The organism is Roseateles rivi, from assembly GCF_043555845.1.
Classification (GTDB): Bacteria; Pseudomonadota; Gammaproteobacteria; order Burkholderiales; family Burkholderiaceae_C; genus Roseateles; species Roseateles rivi.
Genome location: NZ_JBIGHZ010000007.1, coordinates 1 through 17711 on the forward strand (window position 1 = coordinate 1; position 17711 = coordinate 17711).

At 68.2% G+C, this 17711-nt stretch carries 5 protein-coding genes and 1 pseudogene; all 6 read right to left on the reverse strand.

Going from position 1 to position 17711, the window contains the following annotated elements; genetic code table 11:
* The coding region (locus ACG0Z6_RS16720; RefSeq protein ID WP_474104015.1) for an AMP-binding protein at positions 1 to 706 on the reverse strand (706 nt) is incomplete at its 3' end.
* Positions 686 to 2125 (reverse strand): annotated as a pseudogene (locus ACG0Z6_RS16410) (condensation domain-containing protein); the annotation flags it as partial. The pseudogene ACG0Z6_RS16410 and the gene ACG0Z6_RS16720, both read right to left, overlap by 21 nt.
* The gene (locus tag ACG0Z6_RS16415) at positions 2122 to 5211 is read right to left on the reverse strand and encodes a non-ribosomal peptide synthetase (RefSeq protein ID WP_394463404.1); all 3090 of its coding nucleotides are present in this window, start codon (positions 5209 to 5211) and stop codon (positions 2122 to 2124) included. The pseudogene ACG0Z6_RS16410 and the gene ACG0Z6_RS16415, both read right to left, overlap by 4 nt.
* Positions 5208 to 6278 (reverse strand): TauD/TfdA family dioxygenase, encoded by a 1071-nt coding sequence (locus ACG0Z6_RS16420; RefSeq protein ID WP_394463406.1) that lies wholly within the window; start codon positions 6276 to 6278, stop codon positions 5208 to 5210. Before ACG0Z6_RS16420 ends, ACG0Z6_RS16415 begins: the two co-directional genes overlap by 4 nt.
* Before the next feature lie 21 nt (positions 6279 to 6299).
* Positions 6300 to 14141, reverse strand: coding sequence for an amino acid adenylation domain-containing protein (locus tag ACG0Z6_RS16425; protein ID WP_394463408.1), 7842 nt, complete (start codon positions 14139 to 14141; stop codon positions 6300 to 6302).
* A gap of 14 nt (positions 14142 to 14155) precedes the next feature.
* Positions 14156 to 17711 (reverse strand): amino acid adenylation domain-containing protein (locus tag ACG0Z6_RS16430; protein ID WP_394463410.1); only part of this gene is annotated, 3556 nt, incomplete at its 5' end.

The following is a 17711-nucleotide window of genomic DNA, read 5'->3' on the forward strand; positions in this document are numbered from 1 at the left end:
CCGACACGTCGAAGCCGAACGGGGTCTTGTGCAGCACCGTGTCGGTCGGGCTCAGGTCGTAGGCCTGCTGCATCCAGGCGAGCCGGTTGTGCAGCGAGCGGTGGCGGTTGACGGCGCCCTTGGGTCGACCGGTCGAGCCGGAGGTGTAGATCACATAGGCCGGATGCTCGCCGTGCAGCGCGACAACCGGATCATGCGCAGGCCCGTCGTCGAGCGACAGCCGGTCCAGCGCCAGCGTCGGCAGGCCCTCGGCCACGATGTCGAGGTGACTCTGCGTCAGCAGCAGCGCGACCTGCGAGTCCTCGAGCATGTAGCTCAGCCGCTCGGCCGGGTACTCGGGGTCCAGCGGCACATAGGCGCCGCCGGCCTTGAGCACGGCCAGCAGGGCCACGACCATCTCGACCGAGCGCTCCAGCGCCAAGCCCACGCGGACTTCAGGGCGCACGCCCAGCGCGATGAGGCGATGGGCGAGACGGTTGGCACGCGAGTTCAGCTCGGCATAGCTCAGCTGGACATCGCCAAACAGCAGCGCAACCGCCTCGGGCGTGCGGCGCACCTGCGCCTCGATGAGCCGGTGCACCGGCTGCTCGTCGGCGTACTGCTCAGCGCTCGTGTCCCACGAGGCCAGCTGAGCCTGCTCTGCCGCGTCCATCAGCGGCACCGCGCCCACGGTCTGCAACGGCTGCTCGATCAGCGCCTGGAGCATCGTCACGTAGTGCCGACCCAGGCGCTCGATCGTCGACGGCTCGAACAACTCCTTCGCATAGACCAGGGTGACGCCGACCTCTCCCTTTCCGTTCTCGGCCGTGGTGATGCTCAGATCGAACTGAGCATGCCTGTCTCCGACATCGAAGTCGTGAACCGAAAGCCCCGGCAGTCCATCGAGCGAGCGATGCTCGCCGACCTGGTGGCTGAACATCACCTGGAACAGCGGATGCTGGCCCGTGACGCGTTCGGGTTGCAGCGCCTCGACGAGCTGCTCGAACGGGAGATCCTGATGTGCCTGGGCGCCAAGCGCGGCTTCACGCGTCTGCGCAAGCAGCTGTGCGAGGTTCATGCGCGGATCGACCTGCGCGCGCAGCACCTGCGTGTTGGCGAAGAACCCGATGACTCCTTCGGTCTCGGCGCGATGCCGGTTCGCGATCGGCACGCCGACGCGGATGTCGTCCTGTCCGGCCCAGCGATACAGCAGGCCTTGCCAAGCCGCCAGCAGCAGCATGAACGGCGTTGCACCGAATGACTGCGACTGGCGGCGCAGAGCTTGTGCCAATCCTGTCGGCAGGTCGAAGACCAAGCGCGCGGCGAGATGCGCGCCATCAGGATGGCGCGGATGATCGACAGGCAGTTGCAGCGCCGGCGCGGTCCCGCCGAGATGCTCGGTCCAATAGGCGAGCTGCCGGTCCCGTTCTCCGGCGGCGAGAAGATCGCGCTGCCACAGCGCATAGTCGGCGTACTGGATGTCGAGCGGCCGCAGCGTCGGCGCGCGCGACTCGAGGCGTGCGGCATAGAGCTCGGCGAATTCCTCCACGATCAACTGGATCGACCAGCCGTCCGACACGATGTGATGCATGACGACGACCAGCACCTGCTCGTTGTCGTCCAATCGGATCAGGCGGATCCTCAGCAGAGGCCCGGCCGACAGGTCGAACGGTTCCTGGACGATCCGCTGCGCTTCCGATTGGGCGCGTCTCTCCCGGTCTGCTTCAGTACGCAGATCGCAGCTGTTGAATGCGAAAGCCCCCCGCTCGAGCACGACCTGGACGATGTCTCCGCGAGCGTTGGCGCGAAACACCGTCCGCAGCGCCTCGTGGCGCTGCACGAGCGCATCGAAGGCCGCCCGTAGCGCATCCTCATCGAGCGATCCGACCAAGCGCAGCGCGCCAGCCAGGTGATACGCGGAACTCCGCGGGTTCAGCTGCCACAGGAACCATTGGCGCAGTTGGGCATAGGACGGCGAGACGCCGTCCTCAGCCGAGGCATTCCGGCGCTGCGCGACGATGGGCAGCTTTGTCGGCGCAATGCCTTGTGCCGCCATCTTGCGCAGCACGGCACCACGCGCTTGCGGTTCGAGCGCCGCCAACCTGCGCGCGATCGCCTCGAGTTCGCGCGGCATTGGCGCATTCATTGTCCGGCCTCCGCCTCGGCCAGCAGATCATCGAGCAACGCGATCTCGTCACGGCCTGATTCCCGACGCGCCTCGACTTTCGCCGCCAGGTCGCGCAGCGTGCCCGCTTCGAACAGCTCTCGCAGCGGCAGTTCGACGGCGAACTGTTGAAGGATGCGCGCCGTGACCTGTGTACCGAGCAGCGAATGCCCGCCGAGATCGAAGAAGTCGTCATCGAGCCCGACCTCGTCGATCTTCAACACCGAGCCCCAGATGGCGGCCAGTCCGCGTTCGATGTCACTGACGGGCGCCACATAGACCGGACGCTGAGCCGTCGCCCCAAGCGCCAGCAGAGTCTGCCGATCGACCTTGCCGTTGGGCATTTGCGGCAACGCCGCCATCACGACGATCGCGGATGGCACCATGAAGGCGGGCAAGCGCGCGCGCAAACCGGTTTCGAGCTCGTCCTGCAGCGCAGCTCCGGCATCCTCTGCCGCGACATAGGCGATCAGCCTTTGGCCGATTTCGGCATCGTCGTGCACGAGCGCAACGGCGTCGCTCACGCGAGCATGCGCCTTCAGCGCTGCTTCGATCTCGCCGAGCTCGATCCGATGGCCCCGCAGCTTGACCTGCTGATCGGCGCGTCCGAGGTACTCGATCGAGCCGTCGGGGCGCAAGCGCGCGAGGTCCGAGGTGCGATAGAGACGCGAGCCCGGCTCGAACGGATCGGCGACGAATCGCTCCGCCGTCAGTCCGGGTCGCTCGCAATACCCTCGGGTGATGCCGGCACCGCCGATGTAGAGCTCGCCGGCTACTCCGGTAGCGCAAGGTTCCAGTGCGTCGTCAAGCACGATGCTGCGCATGCCTGGGATCGCGCGGCCGATCGGCAGCGACTGTCCCGCGGCCGTCGGCGCCTCGATGCGCAATGCGTTCGACCAAACCGTCCCTTCGGTCGGTCCGTATTCGTTGACGAGCGCGGCCTGAGGGGCATGACGGCGATGCAGGTCGACGACGTCGGCATGGCAAGCCTCTCCGGCGACGATTGCGCAGCGCAGGGGCGCGTCCGGCGCGAGCCGCGCCGCGATCTGCTTGTAGAACGACGGCAGCGCCAGCAGGTGCGAGATCTTCAGATCGGCCACGAGGGCCGCCACCGTTAACGGATCGCGATGCGCGTCGTCGGTCGGCAGGCAAAGCGTACCGCCCTGTCCGAGCGTCCAGAAAATGCCGGCGACCGAGCTGTCGAACGAGAACGAGGACAGCAGCAGGAAGCGATCGACCGGCTCGCCATAGAAGGCAAAGCGCGCCGTCGTCGACGCGACGGCATTGGCGTGACTCACCATGACGCCCTTCGGGCGCCCCGTCGATCCAGAGGTGTAGATCAGATAGGCGAGGTGATCGCCGGCTGCTTCGCAGGCCGGCACGGGGCCCGCCGAGACAGGTTCGTCCGCGTCATCGATCTCGATCCGCGGAATCGCTTGCTCGCCCGAAGATGCCGCGCGGCCGCGATCGACGACAACCGCCGAGAGTCCTGCGTCCTCGATCATGAGCGCGATCCGCTCGGCCGGATATGAGGGATCCAGCGGCACATAGGCCGCCCCGCTCTTCATCACGCCGATCATCGCGACGATCGCGTCGACCGAACGCCCCAGATGCACGCCCACGGTCCGCTCGGGTCCGGCTCCCAGCGCAAGCAGTCGCTGCGCCAGACGGCTGGCCCTCGCGTCGAGCTCGCCATAGGTCAGCGCCCGGGTCCCGCAGACCAGGGCCAGCGCCTGCGGCACGCGACGCGCCTCGGCTTCGAACAGCGCATGCAAGGTCGGCGACGGTTCGAGTCCCTCCGGCCGCGGCGTTGCCGCGGCCGCGACGATACGCGCGCGCTCAGTTGGTCCTAGCAGCGATCGCTGCCGCCACGGTTGCGCCGCCTCATGGCCCAGACCGGACAGCAATACCTCGAACTGCGCCAGCCAAGTCCGCAGCGTCGAGGCATCGGAGCGATCGTCCGCTGCTAGGCGCAGGCGCCAGCCGCCGTCGATCGCGAGTGCGTCGCAGCGCAGCCGCTGCGGCCCCGGATCGATGGCGAGCTGATCAACGGCCCAGCCCTTGGGCAAGGTGAGCGCGTCCGTGCACGAAATGGCAATGCCCGGGCGGGAGCGGCCCGCGAGAGCCTGCGCATCGAGGAAAGCCGGCGCGTCGAAACACTCGTGCCAGGCCGCGGCGGCCTCGAGTCGTTCCGCGACATGGCGCACGAGACGATCGGCCGATGCGTCGAGATCGAGCGACAGGGCGAGCGGCAGCAGCCCGTCGAAGCAGCCGAGCGAGCCGGCCAGCTCTTCGGCTCGCTTGCCGCAGCGCCATTCCACGCCGAAATCACCCTGCCCCGTGATGAGCGCCAGCCAACCCGCCCAAAGGCTCGCGAGCACGGTCTGTTCGGGTTGCACGGTGCGCGTGGCCAAGGCACGCAGCCCTTCAAGGGCTTCCGCACCGAGCATTCGGCTCTCCGCCGGCCCGCGCCGGCCTGTGCCGACGGTTTCGAACGGCAGTCTCGGCGCCGAGGCTTCCTGCCCGCGCCAGAAGCGCGCGCCATCGCGCCCGAGCTCGCCGGCCAGCAGGTCCTGCTGCCATGCGACGTAGTCGGCGTATTGCAGCACCTCGGTCGCCGCACCGCCGGTCAGGCATTCCGCCAGGAGCTCCTGAACGGCCTGCACATCGAGCGCCAGGCTGGGCGCGGCCAATGCGAGCCGAATGCGCCCGGGCTTGATCAGCGTGGCGGTGATCGCGACGACGGCACCTCGTTGCAAGTCGATCGCATCACGGGCCGCGTCGAGCAAGCGTTCATCGTCCGCGCCCTCGAGCAGCGCGAATGCGGGAGCGAGTTCATCCTCGATGACCTGCACCGGATCGCGCAGACCCGGCACCGCGCGGTATCGAGTCCGCAGGATCTCGTGGCGGGCGACGCTGCCATGCAGCGCCGAACGCAGTGCGTCCAACGTCGCGGCGTCGCCCGGGCCGCTCGCGATCACCACGGTGGCCGCGACCTCGTCCGTCCAATGCGGCGCCAGCACGGCGCTCTGCTGCGAAGACAGTCGATAGGTTTCCTGGGCGTTCATGCCGTCTCCTTCAGCGCGAGATCGACGCCGCGGCAGGCCTGGGCCATCGCGACCATGACGCGACGCGGACCCGTGAACGGGCCGCGGCCATGCAGGGCCAGCATGTTGTCGAGCATCAGCACGTCGCCCTTCTGCCAGGGGAAGCCGACCATGACCTCGCGGTAGCAGGATTGCAGGTGCTCGACGTAATCCGGTTCGATCGAGCTGCCATCGCCATAGAACGTGTTCTGCGGCAGGTCCTCGGGCGCGTACTCGCTGCGCAGTTGGGTGCGGACCGTGGGGGGAAGCGTCAGCTCGTGGAAGAAGGTGCCATGGTTGAACCACAGCGCTTCGCCCGTGGTCGGATGCCGCATCAGGGCGGCCCCGATCTGGCGCGTCCGCAAGCGGTCACCGCTCTTCCACTCGGCCGCGATGCCGATGCTGTTGCAATAGGCCTCGACCGTGGCACGGTCCGAGGTCTGGAAGACGGTCTGCCAGGGCAGACCAAATCCATCACCGTAGTTGCGAACGTACATGATGCCCTTGCGAGCGAAGGCCTCGCGGACCTCGGGACGGATGCGGCGCGCCAAAGCGCGCGTGCTGCCGATGGGCGTTTCGCCGCCGGTCTGCGCCGGCAGGTCGCAGTAGAGGAACAGGTGCAGCGGAAAGACCGGCGAGTACGAGTGTTCGTTGTGCGGAAAGATACTCTCTTCGGCCGGATAGTCGGTCGAGGTGTAGACGTTCAGGTCCTGCTGGATCTGCGTGCGCGGCGATGCGCGGAACTTGTATTCGAGGGCGCCGGCAGAGACACCGTCGATGCACCGGTTGAACTCTTCGGCGTTCGCCACGGAAAAACCGCGGAACAGGATCGCGCCGTGGTCGAGCAGACGTCGTCCGATCTCTTTGCGATGTTCTCGGGCCCATTCGGGAAGACGCACGCCAGCGACATTGGGTTCGCAGACCACGGGCAGCTCCTGACCGTCGAACATCGCCTGCCAGCGCACGAGCGAACCGCTCTCGATCGCGGCGCTGCGACGGCGAGCCGTGCCGATAGTGGGCCGCGCCATGGGCGCCATTGGATTACTCATTTCAATCGCTCCTTGTCTTGTTCATGCCTGCGAGGGCAAACCGCGCCGCTTGAGCGCGCCGCGCATGCCGGCAAGCCGCCGATCGCGCTCGCCTGCGCGGCGTTCGGACGCCGCGCGGCGCGCCGCCAGTGCGCGATCCCGCAGTGCGCCCATCGCCGCATCCGTCTGCTCGATGGCAAGCTGCAGAACCTCCGCGATCGCCGCGCCGAGGTCCTCCATCGTTTCGTGGTCGTAGACCTCGCGGTCGTACTTGATCGTCATCTCGGTGCGGTCCTGCCCGGTGACGAAGCTGACGATCAGGTCGAGCTCCGCGTCCTTGGCGTCCAGCGCGACCTCCTCGACTGTCAGTCCGGGCAAGGCGACCTGCATCTGCACATCCATCTGGTGGATCACCTTGACCTGGAAGAGTGGCGCCCGCGCGTCGCGCCGCCCGCTCTGGATCGCCTCGACGAGGCGGTCGAACGGCAACTCCTGGTGTTCCGACGCATCGACGACCGTGTCGCGCAGCTGTTCCAGCAGTTCCGCCATCGTGGCCGGCGCCGCGCAGTCGATCGGCAGCGCGACCTGGTTGACGAAGAAGCCGACCAGCGCCTCGACCTCGCGACCTCCCTGCCGGTTGGCCATGTCGGTGCCGACGTGGAAGCGCGCCTGCCCGGATCGTTCCGATGCGACGATCGCGAACGCGGCCAGCAGCACCATGAACGGCGTCGCGCCGTGCCGGGCCGCGAGCTGCGCTATGCCCGCCGACACCTGGGCGTCGAAGACATGCGAGACATGGCCGCCTGGATGCCTGCGTTCCGCGGGCATGGCCTTGTCGGCCGGCAGGACCAGCGGCGCGATGCCGGCGAGCGTCGCCTTCCAGTAGGCCTGCAGGCGTTCGAGCTGCGGGCCCTCGAGGCGCTGCCGCTGCGCCTGCGCATAGTCGACATACTGAATGGACAGGGGCGCGAGCGCCGGCGAACGTTGCCCGTGCAGGGCCGCATAGCACTCGGCGAACTCGTTCATCAGCATGCGCAGCGACCAGCCGTCGGCCGCGATATGGTGCAGCACGACGACGAGCCGATGCTGTTCGGTCCCGTACCGCAGCAGCGCGATCCTCAGCATCGGGTCCCGAGTCAGATCGAAGGGTTCCCGGATGAATGCCGCGGTCTCCGCGTCGACCGCTTGTGACCGCTCCTCGACCGCCAAGACCCTCAGGGTCGGCGCACTGGCCGGCAGCACGCGCTGCCAGCCGAGGCCGTCGTGCTCGCCGAACACGGTCCTCAGCACCGCATGCCGCTCGACGAGCCAGGCGAATGCGCCGCGCAGCGCGCCGTCGTCAAGCCGTCCGTGCAGATCGAAGACGATCGGCACGTTGAATGCCGATCCCTGCGGGTCGAGCCGCCAAAGGAACCAGAGTCGTTGCTGCGCATCGGAGAGCGGCGTCGGTCCCGACCGATCGATCGCCACGGCGGGTTCAAGGGCGGCGATATCTCGCGCCGGCAGTGCGACAGCCATATCGTGCAGCACGGGGCGCTCGAACACGCGTCGCAGCGGCAGTGCGAACCCGAAATCGTCGCGAAGCCGGGCGACCATGCGCGTGGCGAGCAGCGAATGCCCGCCCAACGCGAAGAAATCGTCGCCGCGGCCGACGCGCTCGACGCCGAGCAGTTCGGTCCACAGCGACGCGAGGGTCTCTTCGCGCATGCCCTGCGGTGCTTCGAAGCCGGTCGAGGTATCGATCGTTGGCTCCGGCAAGGCCTTGCGATCGATCTTGCCGTTGCTGTTGAGAGGCAGGCAATCGAGCAGCACGATCTGCGCCGGCACCATGTACTCGGGCAGATGCCGGGCGAGCACGGCCTTCAGTGCGTCTATCTCGAGTCCACTGGCTCCGACCACATAAGCGACCAGACGCGCGCCGGCCCCGTCATCGCGTGCGACGACGACAGCCTGCTCGACACCGGCTTGCTCGATCAGGCGGGCTTCGATCTCGCCAAGCTCGATGCGCCAGCCGCGAATCTTGACCTGGTGGTCGATGCGGCCGAGGAACTCGAGCGAACCGTCGCGGTTCCAGCGCACGAGGTCACCGGTGCGATAGAGCCGCGCGCCTGGCTCGCCCAGCGGATCGGCAACGAAGCGCTCGGCGCTGAGTCCCGGGCGACCGACGTAGCCGCGCGCGAGGCCTTCACCGCCGATATGAAGCTCGCCGGGCACGCCCGCCGGCACCGGGAGTAGCTGCGCGTCGAGCACCCGCAGTGACGTCGCGGCGATCGGTCCGGAGATGCGAGGCGAAGCCGCTCCAACCTGAGCCGCTGCCGACCAGATCGTCGTCTCGGTGGGGCCGTACATGTTCCACAGTTCGACGCCGACCGAGCGCAGTTCGTCGGCCAGATCGGGCGGCAGCGCTTCGCCGCCGCAAAGTCCCTTGAATCGCCTCACCGGAAGGCGCGGCCAGCCCCCCGCGCGCAGCAGGCGCCAGCCCGAGGGAGTCGCCTGCAACGCTGTCCCAGCGCAGCCCTCGACCAGCGCTGCCAGCGCGGCGCCGTCGCGGACCGTGTCTCGCCCTGCCAGCACGATGCGGGCACCGACCAGCAACGGGAGGAACAACTCGAGCGCTGCGATGTCAAAGGTCGAAGCCGTCACCGACACCAGCACGTCGTCGACGTCGAGCCCCGGCGATTCACGCATGCTCAGCAGGAAGTGGCTCAGCGCGCAGTGTCGCACCATGACGCTCTTGGGTCGGCCGGTCGAGCCCGACGTATAGATCGCATAGGCGAGGCTCTCGGCGTGAAGCGGAACCGCCGGGTCGTGAGCGGGCCAGGCCTCCAGACCGTCGAGCAAGACGCCCGGAACGCCGGTGTCGGGCAGCGCCGCGCGAATCGCCTCGCTGGTCACCACGCAGGCGGCGCCGCTGTCGGCGAGCATGAAAGCCAGGCGTTCGCTTGGAAGCTCGGGATCCAGCGGAACATAGGCGCCGCCGGCCTTGAGCACGCCGAGCAGCCCGATCAGCAGCTCCGGCGAACGGTCGAGGACCACCGCGACCTTCACCTCGGAGCGGACTCCGAGCGCGATCAGACGATGCGCCAGCCGGTTTGCACGCGTGTCGAGTTCCGTGTAGCTCAGCATCTGCTCGCCAGAAACGATCGCGATTGCTTCGGGATTCCGCCGGGCCTGGGCCGCGATCATGCGATGCACGGGACGCTCGGCGTCGAGCTGCGCGTCGTTGACGCCCCAGGCTTGCAGGCGCTGCAGCTCGCCGTCGTCGAGCAGGGAGACGGCGCCGACGGCTTGCTGCGGTTGCTCGATCAATGCCTGCAGCATGGCGCGATAGTGGCCGCCCAGCTGCGCGATCGTGGCGGGCTCGAACAGCTCGCGTCCATAGGCGATCGTCGCCTCGATGCGGCCGCCCGTCCGCTCCGTCGTGTGCAGGGTCAGATCGAACTGCGCCGCCGTTTCGCCGAGCGGATAGGTCTCGATCGAGAGCCCCGCGATCTGCCGCAATGCGCGGTCGTCTTCGCGCTGATGGTTGTGCATCACCTGGAACAGCGGGCTCGTGCCGAGACGCCGCTCGGGCTGAAGCGCCTCGACCAGTTGCTCGAACGGCAGGTCCGCGTGCGACTGCGCGCCGACTACGGTTTCGCGCACCTGGGTCAGCAGGGACTGCAAGGTCATTTGCGCTTCGACCCGGTTGCGCAGCACCTGCGTGTTGACGAAGAGGCCGACGACGCCTTCTGTCTCGGCGCGCTGGCGGTTCGCGATCGGCGCACCGACGCGGATGTCCTCCTGACCCGTATAGCGATGCAGCAAGGCCTGCCAGGCTGCCAGCATCAGCATGAACGGCGTCACCCCGGCGGCTTGCGCTCGTTGCAGCAAAGCGCCGCCGAGCGATGCCGGCAGATCCACGGTGCAATGCGCCAGATGGAGCTGGCCGTCCCCCCGCCGCGGGTGGTCCGTCGCCAACTGCAGCACGGGATGCTGGCGGCCGAGCCGCTCCGTCCAGTAGCCGAGCTGTCGCTGCTGCTCGCCCTGTCTCAGCCAGTCGCGGTGCCACGCCGCATAGTCCGCGTACTGGATGGGCAGCGCCGGCAATGGCGCCACCGAACCTTCGATCCGCGACCGATAGATGGCGATGAACTCGTCGACGATGATCTGCATCGACCAGCCGTCCGAGACGATGTGATGCATCGCGACGACCAGCACGCGCTCGTTCCCAGACATGCGGAGCAGCGCGACGCGCAGAAGAGGTCCGGCCTCGAGATCGAACGGCGTATCGAGCAGACGAGCGATCTCATGACGAGCCCTGCCCTCGCGGGATGAAGCCGGCAGCTCGCGCAGATCGAGCGTTGGCACCTCCAGCTCGCCGGGATCACCGACGCACTGCAAGACCTGACCCTGCGGATCGGCGCGGAACACGGTGCGGAGCGCCTCGTGTCGAGCGACCAGCGCGGCGAAGCTGTCGCGCAGTGCCAGCTCGTCGAGTTGTCCTGTCAGGCGCAGTGCGCCGCCGACGTGATAAGCGCTGCTCCGAGGGTCGAGCTGCCAGAGGAACCATTGCCGCGCCTGCGCATGGGAGGCGGCGACGCCGGCGCGGCGACGGGATGCATCGAGCACGGGGATTGCGGCCTGCTGGGTCGACGCCACGGGCGAGCCTCCACGCGCAGCCTCGACCAGACCCGCCAGCGCGGCTAGATCGGCGGCATCGAACAGCTGGCGCGGCGCGATCGGCACGCCGCGCTTGCGCGCGCGGGCAACGACCTTCAGGCTCAAGATCGAGTCGCCGCCGAGCTGGAAGAAGTTGTCGGCTCGGCCCACGCGCTCAAGACCGAGCACGTCGGCCCAGACCTCGGCCAGGATGCGTTCCGTTCCTTCGCGTGGTTCGTCATGCTCGCCGCGCGTCGACGCAGTGTCCGGATCGGGCAATGCCTTGCGGTCGACCTTTCCGTTCGCATTGAGCGGCAGCGCCTGCATCACGACGATCGCCGCCGGCACCATGTAGTCGGGCAGCGAAGCGGACAACGCTTCGCGCAGCGCGGCTTCGTCCAGCTGCGCCCCGTCAACCGGAACGGCATAGGCAAGCAGCTGCAGCCGGCCATCGGCACCGTCGCGGGCGATGACCTCGGCGGCGCGAACGCCTGTGCAGCCCTGCAAGGCCTGCGCGACCTCGCGCAGCTCGACCCGGTAGCCACGGATCTTGACCTGGTCGTCGACGCGACCGAGGAACTCAAGGCTGCCGTCGTCGAGCATGCGCACGCGATCGCCACTGCGGTAGAGCCGCGCGCCGGCATCGAACGGGCTGGCGACGAAGCGCTCGGCGGTCTGGCCGGGACGGCCGCCATAGCCGCGGGCGAGCCCGGCGCCGCCAAGATAGAGCTCGCCCGCTCGCCCGCGCGGTACCGGCGCGAGGTCGGCATCGAGCACATAGGCATCGGCCGCGGGCAAGGGACGGCCCAGCGGGAGGGTCGCGGCACGACGCGATGCAGTGGCCGCGCCCTGGGTCAGTACGCCGACCGTCGTCTCCGTCGGACCGTAGTGGTTGAGCACGCGCATGCTCGGGCGCAGTTCGGCCAGTCGCGCGAGCAAGGTCCACGAAGTGGCCTCGCCCCCCAGGATCAGTAGGTCCTGCGGCAGCACGTCGGCCGGCATTCCCGCATTCAGCAGCGCCTGCAGATGGCTCGGCACGATCTTCAGGACCTCGACGCCGTGCTCGCGCATATAGGCGGCGAATCCATCCGGATCGAACGCGAGTTCGGCGGGAACCAGATGCAGCGGCCGTCCGGCGGCCAGCGCGCCGAACAGCACGGTATGGCCGAGATCGGCGGCAACGGTAGACACCATGGCCATCGCGCCCGCGGACGACGGCAACGCCATGCGGCCAAGCACACCGTCGACGTAATTCGCCAGATTGCCGCGTTCGATGGCGACACCCTTGGGTCGTCCGGTCGAGCCGGAGGTGTAGATCAGATAGGCCGCCTGGCGTGGATCCACGGCAGCCGGTGCCCGGGGAAGCGTGGCCGTGGCCGGCGCTGAGGTGTCGAGCGTCAGCACGGGCGTCTCCGCAGCCCAGGCTGGCGCCGCGCCGCCAGCAATGGTCAGCAACAGCGCCAGACCGCTGTCGCGCGCCTGGAACTCGAGCCGTTCTGCCGGGAGCGCAGGATCGAGCGGCACGTAGACGCCGCCGGCCTTCAGCACGGCGAGCAGGCCCAGCACGAGCTCGATCGAGCGAGGTGCGTACACGCCGACGCGGACCTCGGCGCCGATGCCGCGCGCGCGCAACTCGGCGGCCAGCGCTTGCGCGCGCGAATCGAATTCGCCGCGGGACATTCGCGCAGCTCCGCATTGCACGGCGACGGCGCCCGCATCTGCCGCGACATTGCGATCCCAGCGGATCAGAAAGTCCTCGACCGGTTCGCCATGCACTTCGCCGCGCGCCTGCGATGGCACGGTGGCCGGCAGAAGTTCGGCCAGCGCCTGCCGCGGCGCGGCGCATACGGCCTGCGCGAGGTGCGTCAACAGATCGGCGATGCCTTCGACGGTGGCCGCGTCGAGGATGTCGAGCGGATAGACGAATTCGCAGGCAACTTCATGCTGGCGCCAAGTGAAGTCGAAGCTCAAGTCGAAGTGCGCGTGCTCGCCGCCGTGCGCCACCGGCGCGACGGTCAGGGTACCGAAGCGGTCGAGTCCCTCGGTGTCATGCTGCTCGGCGCATTTGACTTGGAACAGCGGGTTCAGCCCCGGCACGCGATCGAGCTTGAGCGCAGACACCAGCGCATCGAAGGGATGGTCCGCGTGGGCATGGGCGTCGAGCACGGTGGCACGCACGGCACCGAGCAATGCGTCGAAGTCCGACCCGATGTCGACCGTCGTTCGCAATACCAGGACATTGGTCAGGTAGCCGACGAGACCATGGGTCTCCGCCCGATCGCGTCGAGCGATCGGCGTGCCGACGCAGATGTCGGCATCACCGCTCAGATGCGCGAGGGCCAGCTTGAGCAGCGCGAGCATCGCCATGAACGGCGTTGCGCCCTGCCCTTCGGCGAGACGCCGCAGTCCGGCGGTCGTCCGGGCGTCGAGCTTGAATGCGTGGCGCGCGCCGGCTTCGTCGCGGCGCACGGGTCGCGGTCGATCCAAAGGCAAGGCCAGTGTCGGCGCATTTGCCAGGCGTGCGGCCCAGTGATCGGCCTGACGGCTCGCATTGCCGACCTGTTCCGATTCGTTCTGCCAGATCGCGTAGTCGGCGAACTGGATCGGCAGCGGCGCCGGCACGGCGGCGGGCCCCGCGCCCTGCGAATGGACAGCGTAGAAAGCCGCCAGGTCCTGCACGAGCACCGATTCTGACCATCCGTCCGCCGCGATATGGTGAACGGCGATGACGAGCCAGTGACGTCGTTCATCGAGTCGCAGCAGCGCGCAGCGCCACACCGGCCCCTGCTCGAGGTCGAACGGTTGCTGCGCATGATGCTGCGCGCGCGCGATGGCTGAGGATTCCGGTTGATGTCGAAGGTCTTCCTCGACCAACCCCGCCTGCACGGCAGTGAGCATCTGGTTCAAGTCGCCATTCGAGTCGAGACGGTAGACAGTCCGCAGCACTTCATGACGTCGTTCGAGATCGGCCACCGCCGCGGACAGCGCCTTCGCATCGAGGTCGCCCCCAAGCTCGAGCGTCCCGCCCATTTTGTAGCTCGCGCTGTCGGGCGCCAGGCGCCAGGTCATCCACAGTCCGCGCTGCGCCGCCGTGGCCGGGACGGGCTCATTGCGCCCGAAGGGCACGATGGGCAAGGTGCCGGGCTCGATACCCTGCGCGGCCATGCGCTGTAGCAGGGTCAGTCGTTGCGCGCGCGGCAACGCGGCCAGGCGTTCGGCGAGTCGATGCGCCTCTTGTTGCATAAAGTCTTTCTTGCTTATTCGAGTTCGGCGAGCAGCGCGTCGATCGCGGCCAGTTGCTCGTTGCGAGGTACGCGCTGCGGGACGGCCTGGGCCAGCAGAAAGACCGTCGGAGCTTCGAAGAACAGGTTCAGTGCCAGCTCCATGCCCAGGCGCTGACGCACCAGCGCCGCGACTTCCATCACGGCCAGCGAATGCCCACCGATCTCGAAGAAGTTGTCGTGGCGTCCGACCCGCTCGATGCCGAGCACCTCGGCCCAGATCGCCGCGAGCTGCTCCTCGACCTCTCCCTGCGGCGCCTCGTACGCCCGCTCGATCCCCTGCGGCTGCGGCAGCGCCTTGCGATCCACCTTGCCGTTGGCGTTCAGCGGCAGCCCGTCGAGCCTCACGATCAGCGCCGGCACCATGTACTCGGGCAGCTGTCGCGCCAGCGCCTGCTTCAGGCCTGCGTCGTCGAACTGCTCAGTCGCGCTCGCCACGTAGGCGACGAGCCGCTGCTCCCGCGCCACCACCACTGCGTGCTGAATGCCCGGCTGCGCCAGCAGCTGGGCTTCGATCTCGCCGAGCTCGATGCGCAATCCTCGCAGCTTGACTTGGTGGTCGATGCGCCCGAGGTACTCGAGCTGCCCGTCCGCACGCCAACGCACGAGGTCTCCCGTGCGATACAGCCGCTCGCCGGCCGTGCCCAGCGGATCGGCCACGAAGCGCTCGGCCGTCAGCCCCGGGCGATTGAGATAGCCCCGCGCCAGTCCGATGCCCCCGAGGTACAGCTCCCCGGCCACGCCCTGCGCCACGCGATGCAGCTGCGCATCGAGCACCACCGCGCGCGTGTTCGCAATCGGCCGCCCGATCGCCACCTGGCTCTGGCCGTCATCGCGGCAGGTCCAGTGCGTGACGTCGATCGCCGCCTCGGTCGGGCCGTACAGGTTGTACAGCCGAGCCTGCGGCAGCCGCTCGAACACCTGCTGCTGCGCCGCCGCCGGCAGCGCTTCGCCGCTGCACACGATGCGGCTCAGGCTCGAGCAGGCCTCGATGCCCTCGTGGGCGAGGAAGGCCTGCAGCATCGACGGCACGAAGTGCAAGGTCGTCACGCCGTGGCGGCGGATCTGCGCCACCAACCGAGCCGGCTCCCGGTGCTCGCCTGGGCCGGCCACGGCCAGCCGCGCGCCGAACATCAGCGGCCAGAAGAACTCCCACACCGACACGTCGAAGCCGAACGGGGTCTTGTGCAGCACCGTGTCGGTCGGGCTCAGGTCGTAGGCCTGCTGCATCCAGGCGAGCCGGTTGTGCAGCGAGCGGTGGCGGTTGACGGCGCCCTTGGGTCGACCGGTCGAGCCGGAGGTGTAGATCACATAGACCGGATGCTCGCCGTGCAAGGCAACCGAAGGGTCGTGAGATGGTCCCCCCTCCAGGGACAGCCGATCCAGCACCAGCGTCGGCAGGTTGGAGTCCAGAGCTCCTTGCAGATGGCTCTGCGTCAGCAGCAGCGCGACTTGCGAATCCTCGAGCATGTAGCTCAGCCGCTCGGCCGGGTACTCGGGGTCCAGCGGCACATAGGCGCCGCCGGCCTTGAGCACGGCCAGCAGGGCCACGACCATCTCGACCGAGCGCTCCAGCGCCAGGCCCACGCGGACTTCCGGGCGTACGCCCAACGCGATGAGGCGATGGGCGAGACGGTTGGCGCGCGAGTTAAGCTCGGCGTAGCTCAGCTGCGCATCGCCGAACAGCAGCGCGACAGCATCGGGCGTGCGGCGCACCTGCGCCTCGATGAGGCGGTGTACCGGCTGCTCGTCGGCGTACTGCTCGGCGTTCGTGTCCCACGATTCGAGCCGGGCCAGATCGTCCTCGGCCAGCAAAGGCTGACCGGCGAGCCTGCGGTCGGATCGTTGCTCGAGCGATTCGACCAGCGAATGCAGCGCACGAACCATGAGGGCCCCGATCCGCTCTGCACCGACCGGCTCGGCAACCTGCACGACGAGGCCGAAGCTCTCGCCGAGGTCGTCGACAGACAAGGTGAACGGGTAGTTGGTTCTCTCTTGGCCTTCCTCGACCTCGACGCCCTCCCATGCAAGCGGTCCCTCATCGGGCTCGCTGTAGCGGTAGTTGATCAGCGCCGTGAACAGCGGGGTGCTGCCTTGGATCCCGCTGCAGCGCTGGGCCAGCGCAAGGCTCGCGTGCTCATGGCGCAACAGCTCGCTCAACGCGTCCTGCATCCGAGCCAATCCTGCGGCGGCCGCGGCTTCGCGGAGGTCGATGCGCACAGGCAAGGTATTGATGAACATGCCCATCGCGCGATCGACCGAGGAGCCGCCCTGCATGCGGCCGAACAGCACCGTGCCGAAGACGACGTCGTCTCTGCCGCTCGTGCGCGCCAGCACCTGAGCCCATGCAAGATGGAACACCGCTGCAGCGCCGACGCCGTGGGCACGTGCCTGTGTCCTTATGCGATGACCAAGCTCGAGTTCGAGCGGCAGTACCGTCTCCGAAATCGACACGCCATCGCCCTGCGTCTCGACGATGCCGAACGGTGCGGTCGGCTCGTCCACATCGCCGAGCATGGTTCGGAAGAATGCCTCGTGCGCTTCGCGGCTCGTACCCAACCGCGCGCGGGCGACGAAGTCGCGGAACGGCACGGGGGCGGGCAAGGCATCGGCGCGCCCTTGCTCGATCAGCGCGACCTCTTCGACCAGCAATTGCTGTGTCACATGGTCGAGCACGAGGTGATGGCTCAGCAGTTGCATCAGCCAGCGATCACCCTCCTGCACGGCGATCGCGGCCAGCATCGGCGCCCGACGCACATCGATCCGATGGCGCGCGGCATGTGCGGCAAGTCGTACGCGTGGATCGATGCCCGTGATCGGCGGCTCGAGCCATTCGACTTCAAGACGCGCACTGCGGGCGACGACCTGTACGGGTTCAGGTATGCCCTCCCACAGCGTGGCGGTGCGCAGGATATCGTGGCGCGCGATCCCCGCGTTGACGCTGTCGATGAAATGCTCGAGCCGTGACCGGCTGTCAAAGCTCAGCAGACAAGGCGTGATGTAGGGATCGGCATTCGCGTCGAGCCGGTGATGGAACAGGATGCCCTCTTGCAGCGGAGCGAGCGGATAGATGTCCTGGATGTTCGGGGCGCCGCCGGGCACGTCGGCGACGATCCGGGCGATCTGTTCATCGTCGAGCTCGACCAGAGACAGCATCTCAGGCTGGATCTCGGCACAGCCCAGCGGTATCAGGTTGGGTGGAATCCGGACCTCGTCCGAGCGGCCCTCGATGGCGCGAGCGAACGCCGCCAGTTGCGGATGCTGGAACAGCTGGCGGACGGCGGCCGGGTGCCCGGCGCGGCGCAGGCGCTCCAGCATCTGCATGGCCAGCAGCGAATGGCCGCCCAGAGAGAAGAAGTTGTCGAGCCGCCCGACGCGAGGCAGCTTCAGGACTTCGGCCCACAACGCCGCCAGCGTTCGCTCGAGCGCACCGCGCGGCGCCTCGTACGCCGTAGCATCGTCGAACTCCGGCCGCGGCAGCGCCGCGCGATCCAGTTTGCCATTGGCGTTCTGCGGCAGCGCGGGCAGCACG

What these genes read in the sequence shown, in the direction of transcription:
- ACG0Z6_RS16415 (WP_394463404.1), bottom strand. Translation starts at nt 5,211, where the DNA reads ATGAACGCCCAGGAAACCTATCGACTGTCTTCGCAGCAGAGCGCCGTG.
- ACG0Z6_RS16420 (WP_394463406.1), bottom strand. Translation starts at nt 6,278, where the DNA reads ATGAGTAATCCAATGGCGCCCATGGCGCGGCCCACTATCGGCACGGCT.
- ACG0Z6_RS16425 (WP_394463408.1), bottom strand. Translation starts at nt 14,141, where the DNA reads ATGCAACAAGAGGCGCATCGACTCGCCGAACGCCTGGCCGCGTTGCCG.